Here is a 25,782-nt window from a genome sequence, read left to right on the forward strand (position 1 = left end):
ACCTCTTGGAAATCCTGATTCAGATGGTGATGGAATTGTTGATTCAAAAGACTTAGATTCTGATAATGATGGTATTTATGACATTGTCGAAGATGGTGGAATTGATGAAAACAACGATGGTATTGTAGACGATTGGACTGATTCTGATGGTGATGGCATTCCTGATTACGCAGACGCAGATGCTACTGGAGGACCCGATGTTGATGGTGATGGAATAGATGATACATTACAAATAGGTGAAGATTCTGACGGGGATGGTATTTCGGATGATTTTGACGAAGACGTTGATGGAAACGGTTGGGACGACGATGACAAAACGGATGGTCAAGAAGATACCGACAATGATGGTGTTACAGATCGAGTAGATTTAGACTCTGACAATGACGGAACACCAGATATAATCGAAGATGGAGGATCTGATTCAAATGGTGATGGAAAGGTGGATGATTTCACTGACGAGAATGGTGATGGTGCTGATGATACTAATATGACAGATGGGCTGGACGATATTGATGGAGATGGAATACCGGATCATGAAGATGTAGATGCTGACAACGACGGTATAACTGACGCAGAAGAAAATGGCGTTCCTGATGAGAACGGTGATGGTAGAGTGGATGATTTCACCGATGAAGATGGTGATGGTTGGGATGATAACAATCAGACAACTGAACAAACAGATACTGATGATGATGGTACACCTGATGATAATGACTTGGACAGCGATAACGACGGAATCGACGATATTATAGAAGGAGGCGGTACAGATATCAACGGTGATGGTGTAATTGATGATTTCAACGATGAGAATGGAGATGGTCTAGATGATAACGATGGTGTTCAACCGCCTGATTCTGACGGAGACGGAATTGACGACTATCAAGATATTGATTCGGATAACGATGAAATTCTGGATGAAGTTGAAAATGATCCTAATGGAGATGGTAATGGACCAGACGATTCGGATAATGACGGAATTCCGGATTATCAAGACAATGATGATGACAATGACGGAATTCTTTCCATTGATGAAGGAGATGAAGATGGAGATGGCGTTTTAGATGATTGTGATGAAGATGGAACACCTGATTATTTAGATATTGATGCCTGTTCCGTATTTATTCCAACAGGTTTCTCTCCAAATAACGATGGTTTAAATGACTTTTTTGTCATCAACGGAGTTTCTCCAAATCAAACTGTTAGCATAACAATTTTTAATAGATGGGGAAGTAAAGTTTATGAATCAAGTGCATATGAAAATGATTGGGATGGTACAAATCAATTTGGAATGACTGCTGGTTCAAGAGAACTGCCAGCGGGAACATATTTCTATGTGATTGATTTAGGCGATGGAAGTGAAATCATCAAAAATTATTTACAGTTAGAACGATAATATTCAATAAACAGACCGGTCTCGTTGCCGGTCTGCTTAAGAACATCAAAATAAAACCGATGAAAAAGAAAGTATTAATAATTGTAATGGCTTTACTCGGACTTCCCGCGTTTAGTCAACAGGACGCTATGTTTACTCACTACTCTTTTAACACCTTAGCTGTAAATGCTGGTTATGCTGGAAGTAGAGATGCCTTAACAGTAACTGGCTTACACCGATCACAATGGATTAGTTTTCCCGGAGCACCAATTACACAAACAATTACAGCACATGCGCCTATTTTGGAACAAAAAATGGGAATTGGTTTCTCGCTGCTAAATGATAAAATTGGACCAACAAATATGACAGGCTTTAACATCGATTTAGCTTATAAAATACAAGTTGGCGCAACAGGAAAATTAGCTTTTGGCTTAAAAGGAGGTTTAAATATGAGAAGTAGCGATTTAGCTTCTGAAGTTCAAGTAAATGATCCTGGAGATCAAGCGTTCGGAAGCGATGTACGCACAGACTTACTCCCAAATTTTGGATTTGGATTGTATTATTCGAACCCCAAAATGTATGTCGGAATTTCAACCCCAAGATTACTTGAAAATGACCTAAATTCTAATTTGGTTTCTACAGCTTCAGAATTGAAGAGACATTATTTCTTAATTGCAGGTACAATTTTCAACCTGAATAAAACAGGAACTATTAAATTAAAACCAACCACTTTTTTCAAAGTTACTGAAGCTGCTCCCGTTGAGTTAGATTTGACCGCTCTTGTTTATGTTAAAGATAAATATTGGGTTGGACCAATGTGGAGATCAACTGATGCGCTTGGTGTATTGGCAGGAATTAACATAACTGATCAATTTGGTCTAGGTTATTCTTTCGACTGGTCTTACGCTAATATTACTGGTGCATACAACGCCGGTTCACATGAGCTCATGTTACGATACGATTTTGTATTTAAAAACAAAGGAAATATTTACTCACCTCGTTATTTTTAATTGATAATTATGAAAAGGATATTATTACCTATTTATACCCTGTTTTTCTTTTCTGTAGGATTTGCGCAAGAAATAAGTGGTGGAAAATTAAAAAAAGCTGAAACCAATTACGAACAATTTTCTTATGACCGTGCAATAGGACGATATGAAGATCTGCAAAGCTCATCCATTGAAGCGAAAAGAAATTTAGCAATGAGCTACTGGAAATCAAATAATCTTGAAAAAGCCGATTCTGTTTTCGCAATCATCGTTAAAATGAATGAGCATAACGCTCAAGACGAATACAACTATGGTCAAATCCTAAAGGAAGAAGAAAAATATGACAAGGCAAATATTTGGCTTGAAAAATTTGCAACTGCTCACCCAAATGAATTGAGAAGTGTAGAGTTTCAATCAAAAAGAAGTACCCTCGGAGATTTGAGAAAAAATAATCCTCAATTTGCTGTTAAAAATCTTGAAATAAATTCTAAACACCAAGACTTTGGTGCGGCGATTTATAAAGATCAAATTGTTTTTGCATCCAGTCGTGAGAAGGACAAACCGATTATCCGTCGTTGGAACTGGAATCAACTCCCTTTTCTAGATATCTATACGGCTGACCGTACGAACACAAATGAGCTCGAAAATGTCAGTCTACTCAACAAACAAATCAATAAAAAATTTCACGAAGGACCTGTTGCTTTTAATTTTGACGGAACAAAAATGATTTTTACACGCAATAATTATTCTGAAAAAGCATCTGATAAAAAAATTAGACTGAAATTGTTTAGCGTTGAAAAAGATTCAAGTAGTGGTGAATGGATAAATTTAAAATCGCTTCCTTTCAACTCCCCAGAACACTCAGTTGGTCAACCCAGCATTAGTAAAGATGGAAAATGGCTCTATTTTGCATCTGACATGCCAGGAGGAATTGGCGGAGTTGATTTATATAAAGCAGAAATAAAAGCTGATGGCACCTATGGGCCGGCAATAAACCTTGGCGATGCAATTAACACTGAGGGTGATGAAATGTTCCCCTTTATACATAATTCGAACGAACTGTTTGTGTATGCCTCAAATGGTAAGTTTGGTTTAGGTGGTTTAGATGTTTTCGTCACTCAAATAAACAAAGATGGTACTTTCGGAAAAACTATTAATCCCGGAGCTCCAATAAATTCGAACCGTGATGACTTCTCTTTTATTCTCAACGAAGATCAAACAGAAGGGTATTTTGCTTCGAATAGAGCTGGTGGAAAAGGGAGTGATGATATCTATTCATTCACAATGAATGCTCCTTTCGTCTTTGGAAAAACTATGAAAGGAATCTTTGTTGACAAAGAAGGTAATGTGATTAACGAGTTTTCTTTTAAAGTAATTGGGCCTGATGGATCAGTTGTATTAGAAGGAATTACGAGTGACGACCTTCCTTTTAATATGAGTATTTTAGACAATACAGAATATGATGTTAAAGCAACGAAAGAAGGTTATTTTGATGTGGTTGCTAAGTTTGATGATTCGATATCAGAAGAGAATGAAATTGAAGTTGAGTTTCTTGCTGTTAAAGATCCAGGTATCTCACTTTATACACTCATAAAAGATAAATCAACGGAAAACCCTATTGAGGGTGCTCAAATTTTCTTAACCGATAATTTGAATGGTGAAATCGTAAAATTTGAAACGAAAGAAAGTGGAGACTTCCTCTACCCATTAACCGAAAAAAGGTTAGGTGACAAAGGGGATTATGCCATAACCATTAACAAATCAGGATACCTTTCAAAGTCGGGAACATTTAAAATGAGTTTTGATAAAGAGGGACAATATAATGTATCTCAATATTTAGATTTAGCAATGGAGCCCATCGAGGTTGGTGGAGATCTCTCCAAAATTATTGACATTAACCCTATCTATTTTGACCTGGGGAAATATGCAATTCGTCCTGATGCCGCAATTGAACTTGATAAAATTGTAAAAGTAATGAATGAAAACCCAGAAATGGTTATTGAGCTCGGTTCACATACTGATTCGAGAGGTAGTGAATCCTCGAATGCTTCCCTATCAGCTAAACGAGCCAAAGCCTCTGCTGCATATATTGCTGAGCGAATTACTAATCCCGAGCGTATTTACGGAAAAGGATATGGGGAATCAAAACCAAATACTGTGGATGCAACGGCAGACGGAGGTGATGCTGAACAAGTATTGACAGAAGATTTTATCAATGCATTCAAAGGAAAAAACAAATCATTATTCGATAAATATCATCAATATAATCGTAGAACTGAATTTATCATTATTAAGATGTAAAGTCCTTATGTTCTAAACCTTAAAACTCCAGTAGAATTTACTACTGGAGTTTTTTATTTTATACCGGAACTTTATTGTTTTAAGCCTAATTTATACTGAAAAATTAAGGCAATATTTTCAGCTTTTGAAAGCGCTTCATCTGCTTTATCTCCCTCAAAATTATCCGCTAAAGTTTTTTCAAATAATTGTAACCAACGATTAAAATGGTTTTCGGTTAAAGGAAGCTTTTCATGTACTTGATATGGACTTCCTTTAAATCCTCCGCTAGCAAATAATAACGTCTCCCAAAATTGATACATCCGCTCTAAATGAGTCGACCAATTATTACCGATAATTTGATTAAAGATCGGGCCGATTGACTGGTCTTTTCGAACAGCCGAATAAAACAAATCGACCAAATCTTTAATCTCATCCCGACTCTTAATTACCCGTTTCATGCTGCCAGTAATTCAAACATTATAATGGCGATATTAAGAATTAATGATCCGTAAAACACTTTTAAGGTAATTTTGATGTCTGCTTGGGCAATACATAAAGCGTTCGTTACCATGGCTGCCGCAGCAGTTAGACTTAGTAACAGAATGTTTTCAGAATATTTTAACACGTGCATTGCCGCAATTGAAGCAATACAACTTCCAAAAACCAATATGAATGCCTGTGTTGCATAAGCATATTTCGTCATAAAATTTTGATTCTCCATTTTTACTTGATTTTCCATAATTAATATATTAAGACCTTTTTATCTTTTAATTGTTTAAATTTTTTTACACCTTTAAAAAAGTAGCCCCGTCCTTCATCCCAATCGCCAAATCATGCACCGTAGTTTCACGTAACATCTTCACCAAATTCGTTCGAATATCTTTGAATTGATGATGGATTGGACAAGGTTTTTCGGGATTACATGCCTTCAAGCCCAATCCGCATTCTTCCATCAACTCCTCTCCGTCAATTGCTTTTACGATTTGATACAATCTCAAATTTTCCATGTTTACAATAGGAATTTCAAATCCCCCTCGTGGCCCTTTAATTGATGAAACAATTTTATTACGCGATAATGTTTGCAAAATCTTTGCTGTGAATGCTTCTGGTGATGCTATCTCTTTAGCAATCACCTTCAATCCGACACGTTCGCCGTTCAACGAATGTTGCGCAATTAAAACTGTCGCACGAATACCATATTCACAAGCTTTTGAAAAAATCATTTCAACTTTCTTGCTACAAATATAATGGAAATATTAAATAAAGGACATTTTTATCCGAAATAAAAATTATCTTTGAAAAAAAAACTCATCATGGATATTGTTAAAGCTAAATCATTACTTCGAAAAGAAATGCAAACGCAACGAGATCACCTCAACCATAATGAAAAATCGTCTTACGATCAAAAGATTTGTGAGGCGCTGATTAAACTCGTTGAGAATCGTGAATGTAAAGTGGTGCATGTCTATATCCCAATGGGATCTGAAATTAACATTATCCCTTTTATTCAGTATTTACTTAACAATAACATTAAAGTAATAGCCCCTAAAACGTTAGCAAAGCCTATACTTGAAAATCGTGTGCTTAGTTCATTAAACGATTTAGAAAAAGGTGTTTTTGGAACAGTTCATCCAAAAAATTCAACACCTTATACAGGATCCATTGATCTTGTTGTAATACCCGGTTTGGCGATTGATAAAAATGCTTATCGCTTAGGATATGGTGGCGGCTATTATGACACATTTTTAGCGAAATATCCGAACGCTTTTAAAGTTGGAATTTATTATCCATTTCAATGTGTTGAACAGGTACCAACAGAACCTCATGATATTCCGCTTGACGTAGTGGTAATCCATGATTAAACAACAAATTCTTGTTCTTCTTTAACGGATAATAAATTCGTTTCTTAAACCTTTTCCAATTATTGCTGTCTATTGGCGATTAATGTAGTATTGAACTATGAAGTTTAGACCTGCACTCATACTCGTCACATTAATTTTATGGATATCCCATCCTAGCTTTAGTCAAAAATATTACAACACCGCATGTGATTCAATTTTGAACGATTCCATGCTTCAAATCATTCCTCTCGACGAACACCGGCTGGTACATACCTATGCAGAAAGAAGTTGGGTGTATTGCAGTCCTCACTTGAAAAGTGAAAAAGTTGGCCACTTACCATTTAACACCAAATTGAATTGTTTAGAAGATGTAACCGTTCTTTATACAGACTCAATTAAACAAGTGCTGAATAATAAAGTGAGTTATAGAGAATATAATCGACGAGTTGAATGGGTTAAGATATCTTATCAAACAAATTTTTCACAATTTGGATATGTTTTAAAAGCTGATTTAGCGGATGAATATATTCCGGACATTCCAGCAGTTGCCAAATTATACCAAACAAGTCATGAAAGAACGTTTAATTTGAAACTTGTTTCTTCCAATCAAAAACAACTTGAATCAATTGACGAAATAAAACTACCCTATCTTCATGGAAAAAGGTTTACAATTAGAAAGGATCTAGCTTTAACCAATTGTTCTTCATTTTTAATTTATGAGACCTTCAGAATGAGTTGCCCAGGCACCTTAAGTTTACACGTGATTGGTATTCATCAACACGGTTTTACGCCCATATCGAATTCCCATTCTTCAGGAGAAGCCAATTTGTTTGATAGTGAAACTAATTACCTCCCGGTAAAACTAAAAAACGGTGAAATTCAATTAGTTCCTGACGGGATGTTAATGCAGACCAAGAATTTTGAAGACAAAGTAGGATATCCATATCCCGATAAAGTTGGAGTTCCCATATCAAATTTAATGATTAAAACCAGAACATACACAGAAGAGGTATTGGATGCAAACGGCGAATTAATTGAAGATGATCACCACAATTATAAAGTGAATATAGTCGAAGAAGAACCTGAAATGTACTTTTGGAATAAAAATGAAATGAATAAACTTGGTCCTGTCCATTTCCTTAATTTAATTGAAAAATGTCACACTAAAAAAGATACCGTCATGCAGAAAGTTCTTGCTCCTTTGCAAGCGAAGGAAAAAAACAGAGATCAACAATCTGGAAGCACTGCTCTCGTCACGGATTCACCTTCTCAACAAAATTATCTATTGTTACTTTTATTCTTTTTACTCGGTACAGTTTTTTCTTTTTTAATCACTTTTGTTATTAAGAATAACGTCTAATTTTACATTACTTTTAAATACTTTTCGATAAAAAACTTGAAATATTAGATGTTTTTTGTTAAATTAAGGCAAGAATGCGTTATTATTTATAATCCTACAAATTGTTATTTATGGCTCCCTCTGCACAAAAAACATTATCAGAACTAATTAATGAATTAGCTTACGCTGGATTCAACGAGAGTTTTATTGCAAAAGAAAAATATTTTCAGGGCATCTACACTAAAAAATCCTACCGCCCTGAAAATTTAAAAATTCTTGGCACCTATCGTTTTGAAGGTGATACAAATCCTGCCGATCAAGCCACTTTATTTGCTATAGAGGCTGAAAACGGAACAAAAGGAACACTGGTAATGAACTACAGCTACGCGAAAAATCAAAATGATGAATTAATTAAGCAACTCAAAGAGCGATCGCGGGCTGAGTTGCTCTAACCTACTAAAAACCTACAATGAGTGAAAAGCGAATCGTGTTAAATTGTGCTACGGTTGAAAATCTTTCACAAGGCTTTATTCGAATTATTTATAACAAACATGAGATGATTAACCTCGAGGATGTTAAAGAGGTAGAGAAAGCCTATATCGAATTATCAGAAGGAGAACCAATTTATAGCATTATGCTGACGACCGGAAGAAGTCTTAAATTTTCGGATGAAGCACAAAAATTTTTAGCAAATGAAGCAGAAATAACCGAGCGAATGCATGGCTCGGCTATTGTTCTTGACAACCTAGCCATACGTTTATTAACGAACTTTTTTATTAAAGTATTCAAACCAAAATTCCCTACAAAAATGTTCAAATCTGAAACAGCCGCTTTAGCTTGGCTTGAAATGTTGAAAGAAAATTATGAAGTTAGCCTTTTGTTAAAAAATGACAAGAAGGAAAAATAATTAATACATTTGCATGTATCAATGTATTTTCATGCATGAATTTAAAGCAAATTGAGAAAATATCGAAAGCGCTTGGTGATGTAAATCGATTGAAAATTTTGCGTTATATGCAAAAGCATAACGGTAAGGTGGAATGCACACAGGCCTGTAAATTATTAACGCTTGCTCAACCATCAATAAGTCATCACATCAAAAAATTAGTAGAGGCTGATTTAATCTTACAGCATAAAGTTGGCCGGAATTATAACTATTCGCTCAATCAAAAGGTTTGGGATAAATACCAAAAATCACTGACCGAACTATAGCTTTTTTTTACCTAAATACATTGAAAGTTTTAAATATATAAATGAATTGATACATGAAAAAAGATATTTCCTACTCGGTTTTAGAACTAGCTATTATCGGAGAAAATAAATCATTAGCAAGTACCTTAGCTCATACTGTCGAACTTGCGAAATCAGCTGAAAAAGCTGGCTACAAACGCTTTTGGTTGGCAGAACATCACAATTCCAAAGCAATTGGAAGTAGCGCTACATCGATATTAATTGGAAAAGTGGCAGACCATACGAAAACCATTCGTGTAGGCTCCGGTGGAATAATGCTCCCCAATCATTCTCCATTGATAATTGCTGAGCAATTTGGAACATTGGGCACACTTTACCCCAATAGAATCGATTTAGGTTTAGGCAGAGCACCTGGAACAGATCAGGAAACTGCTCGCGCAATAAAATCCGATTTCTATCAAGCCGCAATGTCTTTCCCTCAAGAAGTAGAAAAAATCGAACACTACTTTGCTCCGCAAATGGACAATGTGAAAGTTCGGGCCAATGTTGCAGAGGGCGTGAATGTACCGATTTATATTCTTGGTTCGAGCTTGGATAGCGCACATTTGGCCGCTAAAAAAGGTTTACCCTACGCTTTTGCAAGTCATTTTGCGACACAACATTTAATGAATGCCATGGAGACCTATCACCGAGAATTTCAACCATCGAAAATCTTATCAGCTCCTTATACTTTAGCGGGTGTAAATATCATTGTTGCCGATACCGATGAAGAAGCCGAAAGAATTTCTACTACTTTATACAAAATGATTATCAGCCTCTTAACAGGAAAGAGAGGTTTTATGGAACCCGCAGCAGAAATGACTCCTCAACTCCGGGAGATGAAGAATCACCCTTCGGTTCAAAACATGCTTAAATATTCATTTATCGGAAGTAAAACTACCGTTAAACGAGAAATTAAAGAGTTTCTAAATACAACACAGGTTAATGAACTTATTGCCGTTACAAACACCTATGATTACAACGACCGTATAAAATCATATAATTATTTTGCGGAAATCATGAAAGAAATAAACGAGGAGGATTGATTATGCACTTAACATTGAAATAAGCCGATTGATATGGGGATAGTAAATGCTACCCCACATTGGTTTTTTTTCAAATTTAAATGTCTGAGATGAACCTGCGTCATGAACAATCGGAATTGAAAATCCAGCCCATTTTTTTCCAGATTTTAACTTTAAACAATATGTTTTAGCTTCTTCTGTAACGTTAGTGGATATTAATACAAGTATAACTGCTAATCCAGATTGCAAGCCTCTAGGCCAACCAGTGTAGTGCTTTTCAGCATATTTAAATGAACGCTTTAAATAAGACTCGAGCATCGGAACATTTACCTCCTGATTGTCCAAGTCCACCGCTACAATAAACGTATTTAGCTGAGTAGCCATCCAAGACCATTTAAATTTCTTTTCATATCCAACAATAGCATTATAATCATCTAATAAAACCTCAGCATGATAAATTCCTGCTTCTTTGAGATTCTTTTTGATTTTATCTATCTCCATAGTACTAAATTTTTTATTTTGTTAATGACGCCGCTCCATTTCAGTTTGTAACACTTTTGTTTGACTCTGGTCCCGCGTTAGTTTAAATATTAGAATTAAAGGAATAAGCGTTACCAAACCCCATGTATTAGCAATTACACTGTAAATAATTATACCAATCATAATCAGTCTCTTAACGGGAAAGAGAGGTTTTATGGAACCCGCAGCAGAAATGACTCCTGAACTCCGAGAGATGATGAATCACCCTTCGGTTCAAAACATGCTTAAATATTCATTTATCGGAAGTAAAGCTACCGTTAAACGGGAAATTAAAGAGTTTCTATATACAACACAGGTTAATGAACTTATTGCCGTTACAAACACCTCTGATTACAACGACCGTATAAAATCATATAATTATTTTGCGGAAATCATGAAAGAAATAAACGAGGAGGATTGATTAGTTTCTACTCTTTGTTAAAGAATAAAGGAGAGTACAATCCCCCTTTTGTAATTCTTTATTTTTTTTCAATTTTCTTTTCAAGCTCTTCCACTTCCTGTTTTTGCTGATTTAGCATTTCGCGCATTTTTTTAACTTTCTCTTCCGCCATTTTTATATTGTCATTCTTTACCTTCTCGTCTTGTGTCGAAAGTTCACCATTTTCTTTTTGCCTTTTCAGTTTTTCTTTTGCTTGTTTTATTTTTTCTTCAGAATCCTTGATCTTTTTTTCTTGCTCTTTAATTTGAGCTTCTGCTTCACGTTTTTTTTCAGCAGCTTGTTCTTTTGCCTGTGCTGCCCTATCATGACCGAATTCCTTCCCACTTAAATCACCCTTATTCTTTCCATATGCGTTACCTTTACCGTTATTCGATTTGTTATTTTTTACTTTTTTACTTGAATTATTATCTTTTTCTAATTCAACCTCCTCCTCTTTATCTTTCTTGATTACTTTCACTCCGGTTTCAGTACTTTCTTTTTTTTCATTTTTACTATTCTTGATAACCCTCCCTTTATCCTCATCTTTTTCAGCACCATCTTCTTTGTCATTCTTAATGACTCTCCCCTTCTTTGATGTTGGATTTTCCTGTTTTTGATTCTGTTCAACTTTTCCTTTTATCTTGCCTTTTTCCTGTGCATTCGAAATAGTTGCAACAAGTAAAAAAGGAAGAATTAAAAACAATATACTTTTCATCTTGTGTCTTTTTTTGTTTGTTAAATTGTATTAGAAAAATACTCCTTTTTTTTTAATAAAGCTAATTTATTCGATTAACGACGCCGCTCCATTTCAGCTTGTAACACTTTTGTTTGACTCTGGTCCCGCGTTAGTTTAAATATTAGAATTAAAGGAATAAGCGTTACCAAACCCCATGTATTAGCAATTACACTGTAAATAATTATACCAATCATAAATCCTACAATAAGCGCTTGCAAAACATCCACTTTTTTAGATCGTTTCAATTCTAATTCAAGTTCACTGTCAGTCAGCTCTTTTAATTCTTGTTCTTTCATTCAAATCTATCTTTTTTGTTAGTTAAGATCTTATCTAATTCGATTAGCTCATCAACAACTTTCTCCTTCGGGATTATTATTGCGCTTAAATTGGTGTTGTATAAAAAATAATAACCCTCTGTTTCTACAATCTTTTCAAGACCTTCCCAGCTCATTTTAGATTCACTCGCCTCAAGTCTTTGAACAATACCATCCTCACTAAACTCAATTAAATGATTTCCCAGGAGATTTTTATTTTTTCCTTCTTCCATCATTTTTTTTACCTTTTTCAACGTTAGTTTCATCATCCTTTTAGGGTAAAAAAAGCACCCATAAAATCGAAAAAATTATTCCGAAACTAATCCCAAACACTGTTAGTCTACCGTTCAAAAAGTCAATTCCAAAAATGACTAAAAAGAAAATTGGCATCATCCATGTCACCAATAGTTTGGTTCTTTTAAAGGACTTGGAATGCTCCAAAAAAGAGCGCTGAAAAGCCAACCAATCCTTAATTTCAAACTTAAAATTTAATTCTAAATCCTTCAACTGTTTAACGCTTTTATGATTCGGACCATGGCTTGCTTTGCCTCTTTCATTACTGGTAAAATGGGCCAAATATGAGGCATATTTTCCTCCTCAATTAAAACCAGCTTTACCTTTGCCGCCTTCATTTTTTCCATGGCAATATACTCATCTGGAGCCATAATATCCCTACCTCCTATAAATAAAATTACTGATGGAAAACTTTGAAAACTACCATAAATGGGTGATATCATGGGGTCTGTTAGCGAAATATCTCCGGCACACATCCTTTTAGCACTTAAAATTCCTGCTATTGCCAGCATAGGGTCTCTTTTTTCGCGTTCCTTGATTTCTGGATTTCTTAAGCTTGCATCCATGACTGGCGAGATTAAAACTAGCTTTTTAGGCAAGGGTTTTCCATGCTTAATTAATCGCTGTGTTAATGCGATTAACAAGGTGGCCCCAACCGAATCTCCTAAAAAAATAATATTTCCAGCATCAAAACCTTCTAAAGCTTTATTATAAATAGCATCAATATTGGCCGAAATTTCTTCGATTTGCGACGCTGGCGCTTTCGGATAATTACATAACCAAATACGGCAAGATGTTTCTTCAGCTATGGTTTCAACTGCGTCCCAATGGTGTTGAGCCGGACCAGAAATAAAAGCGCCCCCATGCACAAAAATAACAAGCTTTTTGGACGCTTTGTGCATCGCTACTTCATGAATTGTACTTCCTAATACCTCAAATTTTTTAGTTCCATATTCTTTAAAAAATTTCCCCTTAGGAACGATTACATCGTCCTTACGAATGCGCTTGTAATCTACTGGATCTCTTGAAAAATTCTTTTTAATCCCTTTCATACGAATCACCAAAAGGGTTAAATAATACGATAAGCTCTGTTTCATTGGTTAATTTATTTATCCTAATGTACAGAAATTTAGCGGGATAATAATGTTCTATTTTTTTGTATTATCGATTGCTACACGATGTTTAAGTCCAATAATTAAGGTGTGATTGTTTTCTATTTGCTTTTCATTCAGCACTAAAAATTGATTTAAATAGCCAGTAGTAAAAATAAAATTTTGAGAAATTCGAAACTCCATCCCAAAATAACCTCTATTCTGGTTAAAAAACCTATTGTTCACTACCTTTCCGAAATTTAAAAAAACAGTATTTGAACAGGATATAGAAAAATAATTGTTGAGCGGTCGTTTAATAGAAAACTTTAATCGCATTCGATTTGTAATAACGGATTTCGCGCTATTGTTTACCAAAATAAAATTCAAATGGCTTAATCTCAAAAGGGTTTTTAATTATTTTCGTTATTTACTGCATGAATACTTCAAAACCAATTAATAAGTGAACTTAGAAGAAATTTTAGATAAAATTGAGCAGTCTTATTGTCCGATTAACAAAGCATGCCGACAAGAATTTATTGAGAGTTCAGCAATAAAAACATTTGAAAAAGGAGAAATTGTCGTTCGGGAAGGACAATTCTCTAAAAAAGCTTTTCTGATTATAAAAGGATGTTCACGAGCGTATTACATCAAAGATGGAAAAGACATATCTGATTGGTTTACTTTTGAACATCAATTTATGGCTTCTATAATTAGCTTTTTTAGCAATGAGCCTAGCCCTCATTATGTCGAGTTTATTGAAGACGCTGTCGCAATTGAGTTTTCTAAAGATACCGTAAATCGCCTTTCCGAAAAATATCACGATTTCGAACGCCTCATTGGAAAGGTGGTTACCGAAACAATGTTGGGACTTTGTGAACGACTGCATATTATTCAATTCTCCAAAGCTGAGGAACGTTATTTACACTTGCTGCGCATTCATCCTGACATCACTCAAAGAATGCCTTTAACCCATATCGCTTCTTATTTGGGTATAACGTTAGAGACGTTAAGTCGAATTCGTAGTAAGACAATGCGAATTTGATTTAAATCAAATGAATCCACTTCCATTAGACCAAACTTTGTCAAAAAATAATCTTATGGAAGTTAAACATACTAAGCGACAATCAATTTGGGGCAAACATTGGGCATCCTTCAGAAAATGGTTCTACCCGACCTGGTTTTGTTATGAAACAACAATTCGTTTTTACGACTATTCTAATCCGGTGTATGACTATTTTATAAGTCAAGGGGATAATTTAGGGATTCATTGGGCTTTAATTTTAGCCATTTTACTGAGTTGTTTAACTTTTATCATTTGTTTTTTCTTCTTAACTGTTCCGGGTTCAATAGCCTTATTCAGGTATTTTAAAAACCACACTCTTGAATCTAACACCTTTGAACAAAAACTTAAAACCTTTTTCTAACACCATGAAAAATATCTTAATCATTAACGGTCATCCCGATAAAGAAAGTTTTAACGCGGCCCTTTCTAAAGCCTATTTAAAAGGAGTTAAAAAAACTAAGTCCGAAATAAAAACAATCGATATTCGCGATTTAAATTTTAATCCAAACCTCGAATTTGGTTATCGGAAAAGAACTGAATTAGAACCCGATTTACTAAAGGCACAAGAGTTCTTAAAATGGGCCGATCATATTGTGTGGGTCTACCCTGTTTGGTGGGGATCAATTCCTGCGATTATGAAAGGATTTCTAGATCGGGTTTTATTACCGGGTTTCGCATTTGCAAAACGCAAGGACTCTCTTTGGTGGGATAAACTTTTCAAGTACAAAACTTCAAGAATTATTTGCACAATGGACCAGCCTACCTGGTATTATAGGTGGTTTTATGGTAGACCAAGTCATAAAGCCATGAAAAAATTAACCTTGAATTTTATAGGAATTAAATCTGTCAAAATCACCGCTATTGGACCGGTGCGTTTGTCGAAGGATGAATTTAGAGCCAAATGGTTAAAAAAAATTGAAAAATTAGGTGCCTTTCAAAAATAAAATTAAATGCTGAAGTTTAAGTTCAAAAATAAGTTAAACTCATTGATATTGGATTCACCCGCTTGTATTGCAAAACGTTGCAAATAATTGGCGTTTGCAGAGAAAGTGGCTTTGCCTTTTTTTGAATTCTTGGATTTTGGATTTAGCGTGAAGCCAATACGGTGATTTAAAATATTTGATTGAATACTGCCGTTTGAAAATTGCCTATTATACGTCGTTCCAATGCTCAAGTTTGCAAGTTTATTCCATAAAGCTTTTTGAAGACTTAGGGTTGGCCCAAAGAAACGCATAAGTTGATCGTTAAAAATGGTTTGATTCAGGTTTCCGGCAATTGTCATTCCAGCTTTCATCGGTATGAACTGGCAAGCATAGGAAAGATTGGTGATCTGCGTTTTTGTCGGCACTTTTTCTCCTCCAAAAGATAAATTTGTGCCAAAGGCTCCTGCGGTTTCTATAGCCCCAGTAAGATTTGTTGCAACCTGATAGGTATAAAGCCCTTGTAAACCATGTCTTATACTATCTGTTCCGAAATTATATGAAATCATTCCTGACGCAGTTTGAGCAACCTGATAAAAATTCATTGTGTCCGCACCGACAAAATAGAATGGATCAGTTGTTGGACGATTTTTAGTAAATGTGCTGAAATTAGAATAGTTACCATTCACTACTACGTTTTGATTTGGTGTAAAACTTCCATTAATACTACCCACCCATCTTTTAGTAGTTCCTGCCTTGTCATTAGATAAATTATTTAACTGATATCCTGTATTTAAAGCTAAACTCAACTTTTTCTTAAATAAAGAAAAGCTTGGAGCAAAAGTATAGTTCTCTAAATCATTGTTGAAAAAATAACCTCCAAGTGTTTTATAACCTGGATCAATATGCTCAAATTGAAAAGCAAGGCTCATAAATGACAAATTGTATTTCAATGAGGTTTTATAAGCGTTGAAATAACCAGTACTTTCATTTCCGTTAATCAAGGCATAAACAGGTTTTCTTGAGTCTTTTGTCAACTCGTTTTCAAGAAGCGTATTTTGAGTTAATCCAGAAATCGCATACTCACCTTCAAGGATTAATCCAGAGAACAATTCAGCTTTACCATCTAGACTAATAACTAAATTATCTTGAGGTTTAACTAGTGTATTAAGTGGAATGTAAGTTAATGATTTAGCTACATCATTCGCCTTGAAAAGTGTAACCGATCCACCAAATTTATTTTTTTGGTATCCTATTTTTAAACCATACCCAAATCGTTTATAAACAATCTCGTTGAGGTTATCTGATTCCACATCATAATCAATTGCTTTGTTCAATCTCCCCGACATAATTTGAATCTTCCAATTACCAGGTGAAAGTTCAAGGCCAGCACCAGCGAATAGATGACCTGACAACGTGTAACGCGAAAAATTCATAGAAGTAATTCCTATGTAAGCTTTGGCCCATTTATAGGATGGATTAAAAGACGTTCGATTAAACGGTTGGGTAAATTTACCACCTTGATTAGAATACGTGTAAGTAAAAGGTAAAGAAACGTCCAAAATGGAAAGATTTACATTACCCGATGCATACCAGGTAAACGGTTCTCTACTTGGGTAAACCAGACCATTGTGGGCATAAGCAATGGAACTAAATGCTAACATCCCTGTGACTTTAACTTCTTCTCCTGACCCAATTTTATCAAAGTTTTGCGCCTGAATATAGAATGTTTGCGTTATTGCTATTATGACAAGCCACCATTTCATCAGCGACTTAAAACAAAGGTAATATAGGCGGCATCAAATTCTGCAACAATCCTTAAAACGTACGTACCATTAATAGCCGCCCCATCCATTTCAAAATCATCCTCTATTTCATCCACTTCTAAATAAGTTCGAGTTTCATAAATGTATCCAGTCATGTCTTGTATAGCGATTTGTACTCGTTGTTTTTTATGAAAATTAATGTTCGCTGTAAAATTACCCGTAGTAGGATTAGGATATAACTCCAAAGATTTAATTCCATTTTGGTTATTTAGATTTGCGAATGTGGAATCAAATTCTGAGACAAAAATTTCCTTTGTAGAACTAACCAAGCAATCTCCATAATAACCATTCATAGTGATAAAAAAGCTTCCAGTTTCTGGTAACTTAATTAAAGGGGAGCCATCGCTATCTCCTACCCATTCAAGCTCTTCTGAAAACACCCATTGAACGCTGTCTGTTGGAGGATTACTTATGTCAATTACAATTACAGTATCCATCTCAAAATTATACGTGGAGAAAACGAATAAGGGCTCTGGAAGTTTACTTTTTTCGTCAATTACAGCATCAAATTCATAAAAACAATTGAGCGAGTCTTTTACCCAAATATGATAAGTCCCAAATGCTAATTCGGAAAACGTGGGCTCAACTTGAAAACTTTCCCCATTATCAATAGAATATTCAAATGGAAAAAATCCTGATTCAGGTGTAATCACAATGGAACCTCCTCCATTCTCTCCAGAACAAGGTCGAAAAGTCTCAATTTTAATCTCAGGAACTGGCGGTATATTTATAGCTAAGGTGTCAGTTCCATAGCAACCATCATCACCAAAGACCTCAACTATTGCAAACTCATCTACTCCGGCGGTAAAGAATGTTGAACCATCTGTTGAACCATCGTTCCATAAATACGAAATACCAGAAATCTCTCCAACATAATTTGCAGTTAAATAAAGTAAATCGCCGTCACAAAGTACGGCATCATCTCCGAGAGAGACATCAATAAAATTGGTTGCAATCACTTCCATACTATCCGTTTCTGAGCAACCATTTTCATTCTTAGTAACTGTCAAAAAATACCAGCCTGGTTCATTGACTACGATAGGATTTGGAGCGTCCACAAATTCCCCACCCGTCCAAGAAAGTAATGTATCTAAAAAAATTGTCCCACCTTCAAGTTTTAGGGAATCATAAGAACAATTTAGATTATTTACATCCGGTAAAATCACATTTGGTTTCGAAAAATCAGCAGCTATATTATAGCCTTTAAAATTCTTACATCCATTTTCCGTATTCTCCGCCAAAACGTAATAATTACCTGATTCAGTAATATTTATGATATCCCCTATTGGTTCTGTACTATCCGCGTTTACCCAATTTAAAATAGTTTCCAGAGTATCTGAATATGCCGTTAGGGTAAACGACCAATCGTAACAATTAAGCGTGTCAATCGGATAACCAATATCGGCCCCTGTATAGCCAAGAACTTCAATATTTGGACTGGGTTGATTTAAATAGACCAAAATTGGGGAAGGTAAACTGTCTATACATTCATTTTCATTATTAATGGTATAAAAATTATATTGGCCAGGTAAGTCAACTTCTAGAGGATTGGTCATAGTATCATTCGTAGCTAATGCAACCCAAAAACTTGTCGTGTCTATTAAGTTATTACAAAACCCGGTATAAGTTCTTGTTGAATCAGCACAAGTCAAATCAAAAGGGCCCTCAATTGGATCAAAATTTGGTCGAATTGTATCCATAAATACTGTGATAGAGTCAAAATTCATACAGCCAATTTCATTTGTTACAGAAAGCACATAAGTATCAGCTGCCGTGATTGTAGTGTCTTGTCCTGCATGCATGTCTAATTCGGGAATTCCTCCTACTGGCATCCAAGAATATGTAACACCTAAAGTATCTGAATGACCGTGCAAAGTAGCCTCAGTTATGGAACAAGTTAGCGCAAAATCATCACCCGCAACGGCATTAGGAAGGGGGTTGGAAGCAATAGAAATCGAAATGGATTTACCCAGTAACATATCTTCCTTTTCTATTCCAAATTCTCCACATGTAGCAAATGGTGTAACTATTAGTTCTCCTGGAGTAAAAGTTGGAGTTATTCGAATTTCGGTGGACCAAGCATTTCCTGTAAAATTCGATAAAGTATCAATCGTATTCTCTACCAACCCAGTATTCCCTATATCAATTCCGGACCCTGTATATTCCCAAATATAACCATCCGCAAACTCTGCTTGTTCAACAGTAAAAGTGACTAATTCATTTTGACAAACCAATGTGTCAAATTCGGTAAACTCCTTCAAATCCATTGGCTCTAAACAATATGCCATTAACCCAATTCTTGACTCCCCTTCTGCTTCTGTTAGATTATCAAAAGAGGCAAACAAAATATTATTTGTGACAAACAAATGTTCTCTCCAATCCGTATTTAAACTAAAACTTGAATTAGACTCCCAATTTGACCCCAGTATTGGAACTCCATAAGGCCGCTTTTTAACAGAATAAATGTTATTTATCGGTGCCATTCTTGTTAACATTGAAAAAACATAATCTTTATACATAGCCAATTGATATGCAGTCTCCCCCTCACCTGTACCAGTGGGGCCAGGTGGCCTATAAAGAGAATGTTCAGGAAGATCTTCACCAGTGTTGATATCCGCTACTGCCATATAATTACCAATAGTTGATACACCTCCTCCACCAGGGAGTGAAAATAAATAAACAAGCAGCGAATCGTCAAATCCAATACAATTAAAATAATTTTGAGCTCCGCCATACACTATGGAAAAATCATGATCAAAATATCCATCAGATTTAAATTTTCCAATCCTACCTTTCATATCTTCATGATATGAGGTAACAAACAAATCAGAATTATACAATTCGAGCTGACTAGCTTGAGGGAAAGACATTGATATCAATTCAACTGATTCACGCGGATAATTGTCATTTAAAAATTGATTATGTGCATTATATGCAATAAGCCCCATACGGAAGGGATCCGGAAATTGGAAATCACCTCCAACCACTAAGGTATCTCCCTTTAATAAAATATCATACACGATAGGAACTACGTGCTGAACGCTTTCCAATAATGGGTTCCACTCATTTAACAAATAAGGGGCAGTCAATACTGATTCGGAAAAATTTACATGATTAAGTTTAAAAATACCATTCTTTTCACTCCCATTCACAGTTGTAAATTCACCTCCAATAAATATATAGAAACGATATGACCAGCCAATATCCCAGCCCCAGACCGAATCCTGATAAACTTCGATCGAATTAATTGCCCCATCAATTTCATCAATTACATTAAATAAATAGGAAGTGTTTACCGAAAAATCATTCCCGTTCACCACGGCAAAATTAGGGCATTCTACACCATTAAAGCTTGTAAAATCTCCGACGAAGTAATAAACATCATTGAATTTGTCATAGGCAATATCCCTTACCACTCCTCCGGGGTTTAAGTCGAAGTTGGCATTAATTAGTTTTTGAGCGTAACTCGATGATATTAAAAACAATAACGCACTTAAACTAAGATATTTTAGTATATTGGGCATCCCAAAATGTCTTAAAAAGATAAATACTTATGAAAGGGTTAATCAATACACAAATATTGGTAAAATTTTTCGTTCTGCAATTTTTTATGCCGATTTTTTTTACTCATTCCCAGTTAGATACGCTAGGAAACACCACTTACCAAAAGGTTATCGCTATAACTTCGGCCGTTGAAGATCCGGATAAACAAGTCGGTGAATTTAATCCAGAAAGTAGTCCTAATTTACCGATAGGATTGGTCAAAGAAATAGGTGGAAATAAATATATAATTGCAATTGATAGTGCTTATTGGCTGAATGATGCAGCATATTTTTCAGCTTATATGGCCATAGAGTTTCCACAATCTGATAAAAAAATTGCTTTTGCTGCCAAGAACATTAAATTCAACCCCAAAGGAGTACTTGGCGGCGATCAAGCCAGACTAATGTTGGTCAGTACTCACCAAATTAGAATAGGACCACACATCACAATGGAGTTAAGGGGAGATGGCAGTAACTACGTTAATTGGAATTGCAATGGATTTCAGTCAGTCAATTTAAAAGGCAACTTTACTTTTGATGAAGAATTAATTATACCTGCTGATTATCGAGAAAAAGTTGAAGCTTCATTTGAAGTTAATGTAGCGGATTTGAATAACATGATGACCGTTGTAGACTTTTCTCCATTTAAAATCAAGGGTTTAAATGATTTCGAAGTAAATGTATCTTCTGCGTTTGTAGATCTAAGTGATTATATCAACCCTCCAAGCGCTCCTATGCCTGAAGTCTATCATTCATTATATCCAGAAAATATTTCACTATGGAGAGGATTTTATTTAAAAAACTTCACCATAAAATTACCTGAAAAAATTAGTTCAGAAGGAGAGCGTTCAAAAATCTATGCGCAAAATATGTTTATTGATGATGCCGGAGTGACCGGACTTTTTGGCGCAACAAATGTACTTTCTATAGGCGCGGGGAAAACAGATGGCAACTGGGGATTATCCGTAGATTTAATTGAAATTGGACTTGTAACAAACAACCTAAATTCTGGTGAAATGAGTGGTAAGATTGAAGTTCCTTTTTTTGACAATCAAGCAATACAGTATGGCGCAATCATTTCAAAAGGGAATAATCGTAATGACGCAAATTATTTATTTACGCTAAATCCTTCACGACCTATCAACGCTCCTAGTTTCTTTTCTGAATTAACGTTATATCCCACTACCACAATTGGAATGAGTATTGAAGAAAAAAAATTCAAACCGTCAATAAATTTAAACGGAAAATGGAAGGTTAAACATGATAAAGCTAAGTTTTCTGGAGTTGAATTCCAAAATGTAAATCTCCATACCACATCCCCATATATTAGTTCAGGTATTTTTTCACTCAATCCGAGCAGCAGTGGACAAGCCGCCTTATTTCCCATTTCCATTGACCATATAGGTTTAGGAAGTATGGATGATAAACCAACTATTCAAACACAAATGAGCCTAAACTTTGGTAAATCGGATAATCCCAATAATATCTCCGTTTCGGGCAAATTCAGTTTTCTTTCAGAAGTCGAACGAAATCCAATATCGGATAAACTACAATGGGAATTTGACCGATTTAGCATGCATCGTATAGATATTGATGTAAGTGTAAGTTCTTTCAGTTTAGAAGGGTTTGTTGACTTTAGAGAGGATGATCCTATTTATGGAGATGGATTTTCAGGAAGACTTGCGCTTGAAGTTGGAACTTTTCTTCCAAAAACAACCATGTTTGGTATGTTTGGGAAAATGCCTTCCTATAAATATTGGGCTATTGATGCTACTGTACCTGTTTCAATTCCTGTTGTTGGAAATATTGCGATTGATCAATTATCTGGTGGTATTTCTTATCACGTGGAAAACACGCTTTCAACTGAGGATATACTAGCTGACGCTAGTGAGATAGGCAGTACTTCAGAAACCATGTCTACAGCTTATGTTCCTAACCAAAGCGTAGGTTTTGGTTTGAGAGCAGGAGTTGGTTATAAAATGACTCCCGAAACATTGCTTAATGGAGAGTTGATGCTCGCACTCGAATTCAATGAACACGGGGGCCTACGCGATATACTTTTTGCTGGTTCAGCCTATATGCTCACAAGTCGTTCAAACAGAGAAAGCGCAACGAGTTATGCTCGTGGATTAGTCGCTATGTCATTTGATAATGTGAATAAAATATTTGATGCACGATTCGATTTAGAAGCTAGTTTTAAACAAGCATTCACCGCAAATATATGGTCTCAAATCTACATAAGTCCAGACCTCTGGTACACGCATTTAGGTCATCCTGATAACAGATGCTCTGCTAACTTATATAATTTTGCGACTGCAAGCGCCTATTTTATGTTTGGCCAAAATTTACCTCCAATGCCTCCTCCGCCTCCTCAAGTGTCGGAAGAACTAGGTGCAGTTAGTGACGGAAGGGACACTGAATCCATAGCTTCAGGTAATGGCATCGCAACTGGAATGAATTTACACATCGGATTTGACGAATCTATTGGGTTTAAAAAATTTTCAATTTATGGTGCAGGTTACTTAGGAGCTGGCTTTGATATGACCCTCTATAAATATTCACCATCCGCCTATTGTTCCGAATCTGGTGACGGTTTTGGAGCAAATTATTGGTACCTAAATGGACAATTATACGCCTACGGCGGTTTAAGTGTAGGAGTAACTGGTACCTTAAGTGGTAAAGATTTTGATTTTCCTTTTATCGATGCTTCAATGGCCATGTTACTGCAAGGAAAACTACCAAAACCAACTTATGTATACGGCGGAATCAATGTAAGCGCTAGAGTATTAGGAATGCTTACCGTTAATGAAACTTTCGAATTCGAAGTTGGTGATAATTGCACAATTTTAGACTAATGAAGATTATTTTTTTTCTATCCATATTACTTTCAAGTACCTTATCCTTAACTCAAGGCAATGATATTATACTTAAATCTTTTGTCAAAAAAGATCTCATTCAATTAAGATGGGCAAGTACAAATCCTGACTTGTTTATTCAAGGTTTAAACAATGGTTATCAAATTACGAGAATTGAAAACAAAACAGGAACTAAAAAAATTATCGATATTCCTCCATTCCAAAATCGAAAACACCTTTATGCTTCATCCAAAGACAGCAGTATCTTGCTAATGTTGGACTTTTTAACTGAATATTCCAAAAATAGTTTTGAAAATAATTTACAGAAATCCTTGCCTTTTTTTGGCCTAGTTTTGGCCGCTGGTAGCAATAAAGAACTTGCCAATTTATGTGGCCTTTATGCTGAGGACACAACTATAATTAAAACCGAATTAACTTATGAGTTGAGAATTAATGGAATAAATAAAGTTCAAGATCAAATTGTAGTCAATCCCAAAAAAAAAGACAGCAACCCTCCTTGTTCGAACCTAACAGGTATCTCTCGAATCGATTTGAAAGAGGCCTATTTAAGTTGGGAAGCAATTAGTCAAATAAATGACTACAGCGCTTATTGGATACTAAAATCCACTGATAAAATCAATTTTAGTCGTTTAAATAGAACTCCAGTTTATTATTTGACATCTGAATATGAACCGAATAAAAGAATAGTTGATTATGTCGATACCGCTGTAGTTGAAGGAGGAACATATTATTATCAGATACAACCCATCAATCATTTTGGAGAGCTAGGGTCTGTTTCTAATATAGCTGAAGTTTATATCCAAAAACGATTATCAGGTATTTGCAAAATTGACACCATTTATCGAGCAGAATATAAAAGAATTATACAAGGAGAATACATCAGTCTAAATAACGATGAAATAAAATCATTTCTTCTATTTCGTTCAAGCGACGTTGACAAAGGGTTTGAATTAATTGATGAATTTAAAACGACCAATTGGAATTATCAATTTGAATACACTTCTGATGTAAAAACTGGTGATCGACAATACTTTAAAGTCGGTGCTCTTTCAGTAGATGAAGACACTGTATTTTCTTTTGCTGCCTATCATTTTTCTTATGACCAAGAACCTCCAGGTGTTCCAACAGAATTGAATGGTTTTATTACTGATAGCGGTTTCGTTAAGCTAAATTGGAATCCTCCATCAGATGACGATATTAAAGGCTACCGACTTTATCGGCAAAACAGTTTAGAAGAAGAGTATAAAGAAGTGACAACTAGACTAGCTGAAAATCCATTTTATATAGATACCTTAAGACTAGACAATTTAAGTTCTAACATCTATTATAGTATTCGGTCTGTAGACCAAAACCACAATAACTCTCCAATAAGTGAGCCTGTTCTTTTGCTAAAACCTGATACTATTTCTCCTGTCCCACCCGTATTCAAGTCATATAAAATCCAGACAAATGGTATATTTTTAAAATGGTCTAATTCATTAAGTTCGGATATCAATGAACAAGGTTTACTCAGGTCAAATAAAAATAGAATCGATACATTATTAATGGTGCAAAATCAAGATTCTACTTTTATCGATACTACTGCAATAAATGGAAAAACTTATACTTATATGCTCTATGCTTCTGACAAGTCCAAGAATACATCAACTTCAAACACTTTAAAACTTACTTTTGAAAACGGTGTTAGAAAAAGTGTTAAAGGACTAAGCGGTATTGCCAATCGAGTCGATAAAACAATTGAATTGAGCTGGAAATTAGATGAAAGAGAATCCATTTATTCTATAAATATTTATCGTGCTAAAAATGAAAGCGAACTTAAGCTCCATACAACAATCTTTAACCCCACAGACATGTACATCGATAATCAATTATCACCCAACAACACCTATACCTACAAAATTCAAATCAAGTATCAGTCGGGTCATTCGTCGGTTTTAAGCGAGGGGGTGGTAGTGCAGTATTAGGGAGGGAGTTGTAATTGTTCCATAAAAAAACCCTCTCCTTGGTAGCTGAGAGGGTTGCGACTCGCGGAGTCATTTTGGTTTGTTGTTGTTTTGCCCTAGGGCAGAGATGTTCGGAATTGATT

General features: G+C 35.3%; 26 protein-coding genes. 15 read left to right on the plus strand and 11 right to left on the minus strand.

Annotation, left to right across the window (positions count from 1 at the left end; genetic code table 11):
* From A8143_RS15195 to A8143_RS15205, 3 genes are all read left to right on the plus strand, one after another.
* A partial coding sequence (locus A8143_RS15195) for a T9SS type B sorting domain-containing protein (RefSeq protein ID WP_139134388.1) occupies positions 1–1,393 on the plus strand: 1,393 nt, incomplete at its 5' end.
* Between the two features lie 59 nt (positions 1,394–1,452).
* Positions 1,453–2,382, plus strand: a complete 930-nt coding sequence (locus A8143_RS15200; protein WP_066759759.1) for a PorP/SprF family type IX secretion system membrane protein — start codon at positions 1,453–1,455, stop codon at positions 2,380–2,382.
* 9 nt (positions 2,383–2,391) lie between these two features.
* Positions 2,392–4,662: an OmpA family protein gene (locus tag A8143_RS15205; RefSeq protein ID WP_066759761.1), complete on the plus strand. Its 2,271-nt coding sequence runs from the start codon at positions 2,392–2,394 to the stop codon at positions 4,660–4,662.
* 71 nt (positions 4,663–4,733) lie between these two features.
* On the opposite strand, the gene A8143_RS15210 is transcribed toward A8143_RS15205, so the two are convergent.
* Genes A8143_RS15210 through A8143_RS15220 form a run of 3 tightly spaced genes read right to left on the minus strand, consistent with a single transcriptional unit; the run spans position 4,734 to position 5,861 of the window.
* Entirely contained in the window at positions 4,734–5,099 is a 366-nt protein-coding gene (locus tag A8143_RS15210; RefSeq protein WP_066759763.1) for a group III truncated hemoglobin, read from the minus strand.
* Positions 5,096–5,380 carry a hypothetical protein gene (locus tag A8143_RS15215; RefSeq protein WP_066759765.1) on the minus strand — a complete coding sequence of 95 codons (285 nt, stop codon included), beginning with the start codon at positions 5,378–5,380 and terminating at the stop codon, positions 5,096–5,098. The genes A8143_RS15210 and A8143_RS15215 overlap by 4 nt, the downstream gene beginning before the upstream one ends.
* Before the next feature lie 46 nt (positions 5,381–5,426).
* The gene (locus A8143_RS15220) at positions 5,427–5,861 is read right to left on the minus strand and encodes an RrF2 family transcriptional regulator (protein WP_066759866.1); all 435 of its coding nucleotides are present in this window, start codon (positions 5,859–5,861) and stop codon (positions 5,427–5,429) included.
* A gap of 93 nt (positions 5,862–5,954) precedes the next feature.
* Here A8143_RS15220 and A8143_RS15225 point away from each other — a divergent pair, with 93 nt between their 5' ends.
* The 6 genes from A8143_RS15225 (at position 5,955) to A8143_RS15250 (ending at position 10,097) form a co-directional block, all read left to right on the plus strand.
* The gene (locus A8143_RS15225; protein WP_066759766.1) at positions 5,955–6,503 is read left to right on the plus strand and encodes a 5-formyltetrahydrofolate cyclo-ligase; all 549 of its coding nucleotides are present in this window, start codon (positions 5,955–5,957) and stop codon (positions 6,501–6,503) included.
* Positions 6,504–6,600: 97 nt separating this feature from the next.
* The gene (locus tag A8143_RS15230) at positions 6,601–7,842 is read left to right on the plus strand and encodes a hypothetical protein (protein ID WP_139134389.1); all 1,242 of its coding nucleotides are present in this window, start codon (positions 6,601–6,603) and stop codon (positions 7,840–7,842) included.
* A 110-nt stretch (positions 7,843–7,952) separates the two neighbouring features.
* Positions 7,953–8,273, plus strand: coding sequence for a hypothetical protein (locus A8143_RS15235; protein WP_066759769.1), 321 nt, complete (start codon positions 7,953–7,955; stop codon positions 8,271–8,273).
* Positions 8,274–8,290: 17 nt separating this feature from the next.
* A complete protein-coding gene (locus A8143_RS15240; protein ID WP_066759775.1) occupies positions 8,291–8,728 on the plus strand; it encodes a DUF7793 family protein in 438 nt (145 codons plus the stop codon).
* A gap of 35 nt (positions 8,729–8,763) precedes the next feature.
* Positions 8,764–9,033, plus strand: a complete 270-nt coding sequence (locus A8143_RS15245) for an ArsR/SmtB family transcription factor (protein ID WP_066759777.1) — start codon at positions 8,764–8,766, stop codon at positions 9,031–9,033.
* Between the two features lie 53 nt (positions 9,034–9,086).
* Positions 9,087–10,097 carry an LLM class flavin-dependent oxidoreductase gene (locus A8143_RS15250; protein WP_066759779.1) on the plus strand — a complete coding sequence of 337 codons (1,011 nt, stop codon included), beginning with the start codon at positions 9,087–9,089 and terminating at the stop codon, positions 10,095–10,097.
* Here the strand turns inward: A8143_RS15250 and A8143_RS15255 are convergent, their stop codons facing one another.
* Complete coding sequence (locus A8143_RS15255) at positions 10,098–10,577, minus strand: hypothetical protein (RefSeq protein WP_066759781.1); 480 nt, start codon at positions 10,575–10,577, stop codon at positions 10,098–10,100.
* A 193-nt stretch (positions 10,578–10,770) separates the two neighbouring features.
* On the opposite strand from A8143_RS15255, the gene A8143_RS15260 reads away from it, so the two are divergent.
* On the plus strand, positions 10,771–11,016 hold the full coding sequence (locus A8143_RS15260; protein WP_066759783.1) for a hypothetical protein: 246 nt from the start codon (positions 10,771–10,773) through the stop codon (positions 11,014–11,016).
* Positions 11,017–11,074: 58 nt separating this feature from the next.
* Here the strand turns inward: A8143_RS15260 and A8143_RS15265 are convergent, their stop codons facing one another.
* From A8143_RS15265 to A8143_RS17400, 5 genes are all read right to left on the minus strand, one after another.
* Positions 11,075–11,749, minus strand: coding sequence for a hypothetical protein (locus A8143_RS15265; RefSeq protein ID WP_066759785.1), 675 nt, complete (start codon positions 11,747–11,749; stop codon positions 11,075–11,077).
* A gap of 74 nt (positions 11,750–11,823) precedes the next feature.
* Entirely contained in the window at positions 11,824–12,066 is a 243-nt protein-coding gene (locus A8143_RS15270) for a hypothetical protein (protein ID WP_066759787.1), read from the minus strand.
* On the minus strand, positions 12,063–12,320 hold the full coding sequence (locus tag A8143_RS15275; protein ID WP_217494821.1) for a YcxB family protein: 258 nt from the start codon (positions 12,318–12,320) through the stop codon (positions 12,063–12,065). Before A8143_RS15275 ends, A8143_RS15270 begins: the two co-directional genes overlap by 4 nt.
* A gap of 267 nt (positions 12,321–12,587) precedes the next feature.
* Positions 12,588–13,475, minus strand: coding sequence for an alpha/beta hydrolase fold domain-containing protein (locus A8143_RS15285; RefSeq protein WP_066759790.1), 888 nt, complete (start codon positions 13,473–13,475; stop codon positions 12,588–12,590).
* A gap of 51 nt (positions 13,476–13,526) precedes the next feature.
* Positions 13,527–13,871: a DUF2490 domain-containing protein gene (locus A8143_RS17400; protein ID WP_394332120.1), complete on the minus strand. Its 345-nt coding sequence runs from the start codon at positions 13,869–13,871 to the stop codon at positions 13,527–13,529.
* Positions 13,872–13,929: 58 nt separating this feature from the next.
* Here A8143_RS17400 and A8143_RS15295 point away from each other — a divergent pair, with 58 nt between their 5' ends.
* From A8143_RS15295 to A8143_RS15305, 3 genes are read left to right on the plus strand one after another with little or no spacing between them, the layout of a single operon-like run.
* Complete coding sequence (locus A8143_RS15295) at positions 13,930–14,511, plus strand: Crp/Fnr family transcriptional regulator (RefSeq protein ID WP_066759793.1); 582 nt, start codon at positions 13,930–13,932, stop codon at positions 14,509–14,511.
* A 55-nt stretch (positions 14,512–14,566) separates the two neighbouring features.
* Positions 14,567–14,893 carry a hypothetical protein gene (locus tag A8143_RS15300; protein ID WP_066759867.1) on the plus strand — a complete coding sequence of 109 codons (327 nt, stop codon included), beginning with the start codon at positions 14,567–14,569 and terminating at the stop codon, positions 14,891–14,893.
* A 4-nt stretch (positions 14,894–14,897) separates the two neighbouring features.
* Positions 14,898–15,476, plus strand: coding sequence for an NAD(P)H-dependent oxidoreductase (locus tag A8143_RS15305; protein WP_066759795.1), 579 nt, complete (start codon positions 14,898–14,900; stop codon positions 15,474–15,476).
* A 2-nt stretch (positions 15,477–15,478) separates the two neighbouring features.
* Here the strand turns inward: A8143_RS15305 and A8143_RS15310 are convergent, their stop codons facing one another.
* Positions 15,479–17,218: a hypothetical protein gene (locus A8143_RS15310; protein WP_066759797.1), complete on the minus strand. Its 1,740-nt coding sequence runs from the start codon at positions 17,216–17,218 to the stop codon at positions 15,479–15,481.
* On the minus strand, positions 17,218–20,802 hold the full coding sequence (locus A8143_RS15315; RefSeq protein ID WP_066759799.1) for a hypothetical protein: 3,585 nt from the start codon (positions 20,800–20,802) through the stop codon (positions 17,218–17,220). The genes A8143_RS15310 and A8143_RS15315 overlap by 1 nt, the downstream gene beginning before the upstream one ends.
* Positions 20,803–20,831: 29 nt before the next feature.
* On the opposite strand from A8143_RS15315, the gene A8143_RS15320 reads away from it, so the two are divergent.
* On the plus strand, positions 20,832–23,675 hold the full coding sequence (locus tag A8143_RS15320; RefSeq protein WP_066759801.1) for a hypothetical protein: 2,844 nt from the start codon (positions 20,832–20,834) through the stop codon (positions 23,673–23,675).
* Complete coding sequence (locus A8143_RS15325) at positions 23,675–25,660, plus strand: fibronectin type III domain-containing protein (protein WP_066759802.1); 1,986 nt, start codon at positions 23,675–23,677, stop codon at positions 25,658–25,660. The genes A8143_RS15320 and A8143_RS15325 overlap by 1 nt, the downstream gene beginning before the upstream one ends.
* Positions 25,661–25,782: the final 122 nt, after the last annotated feature.

It is taken from the genome of Crocinitomix algicola (genome assembly GCF_001661595.2).
In the GTDB taxonomy this organism is placed as follows: Bacteria; Bacteroidota; Bacteroidia; order Flavobacteriales_D; family Crocinitomicaceae; genus Crocinitomix; species Crocinitomix algicola.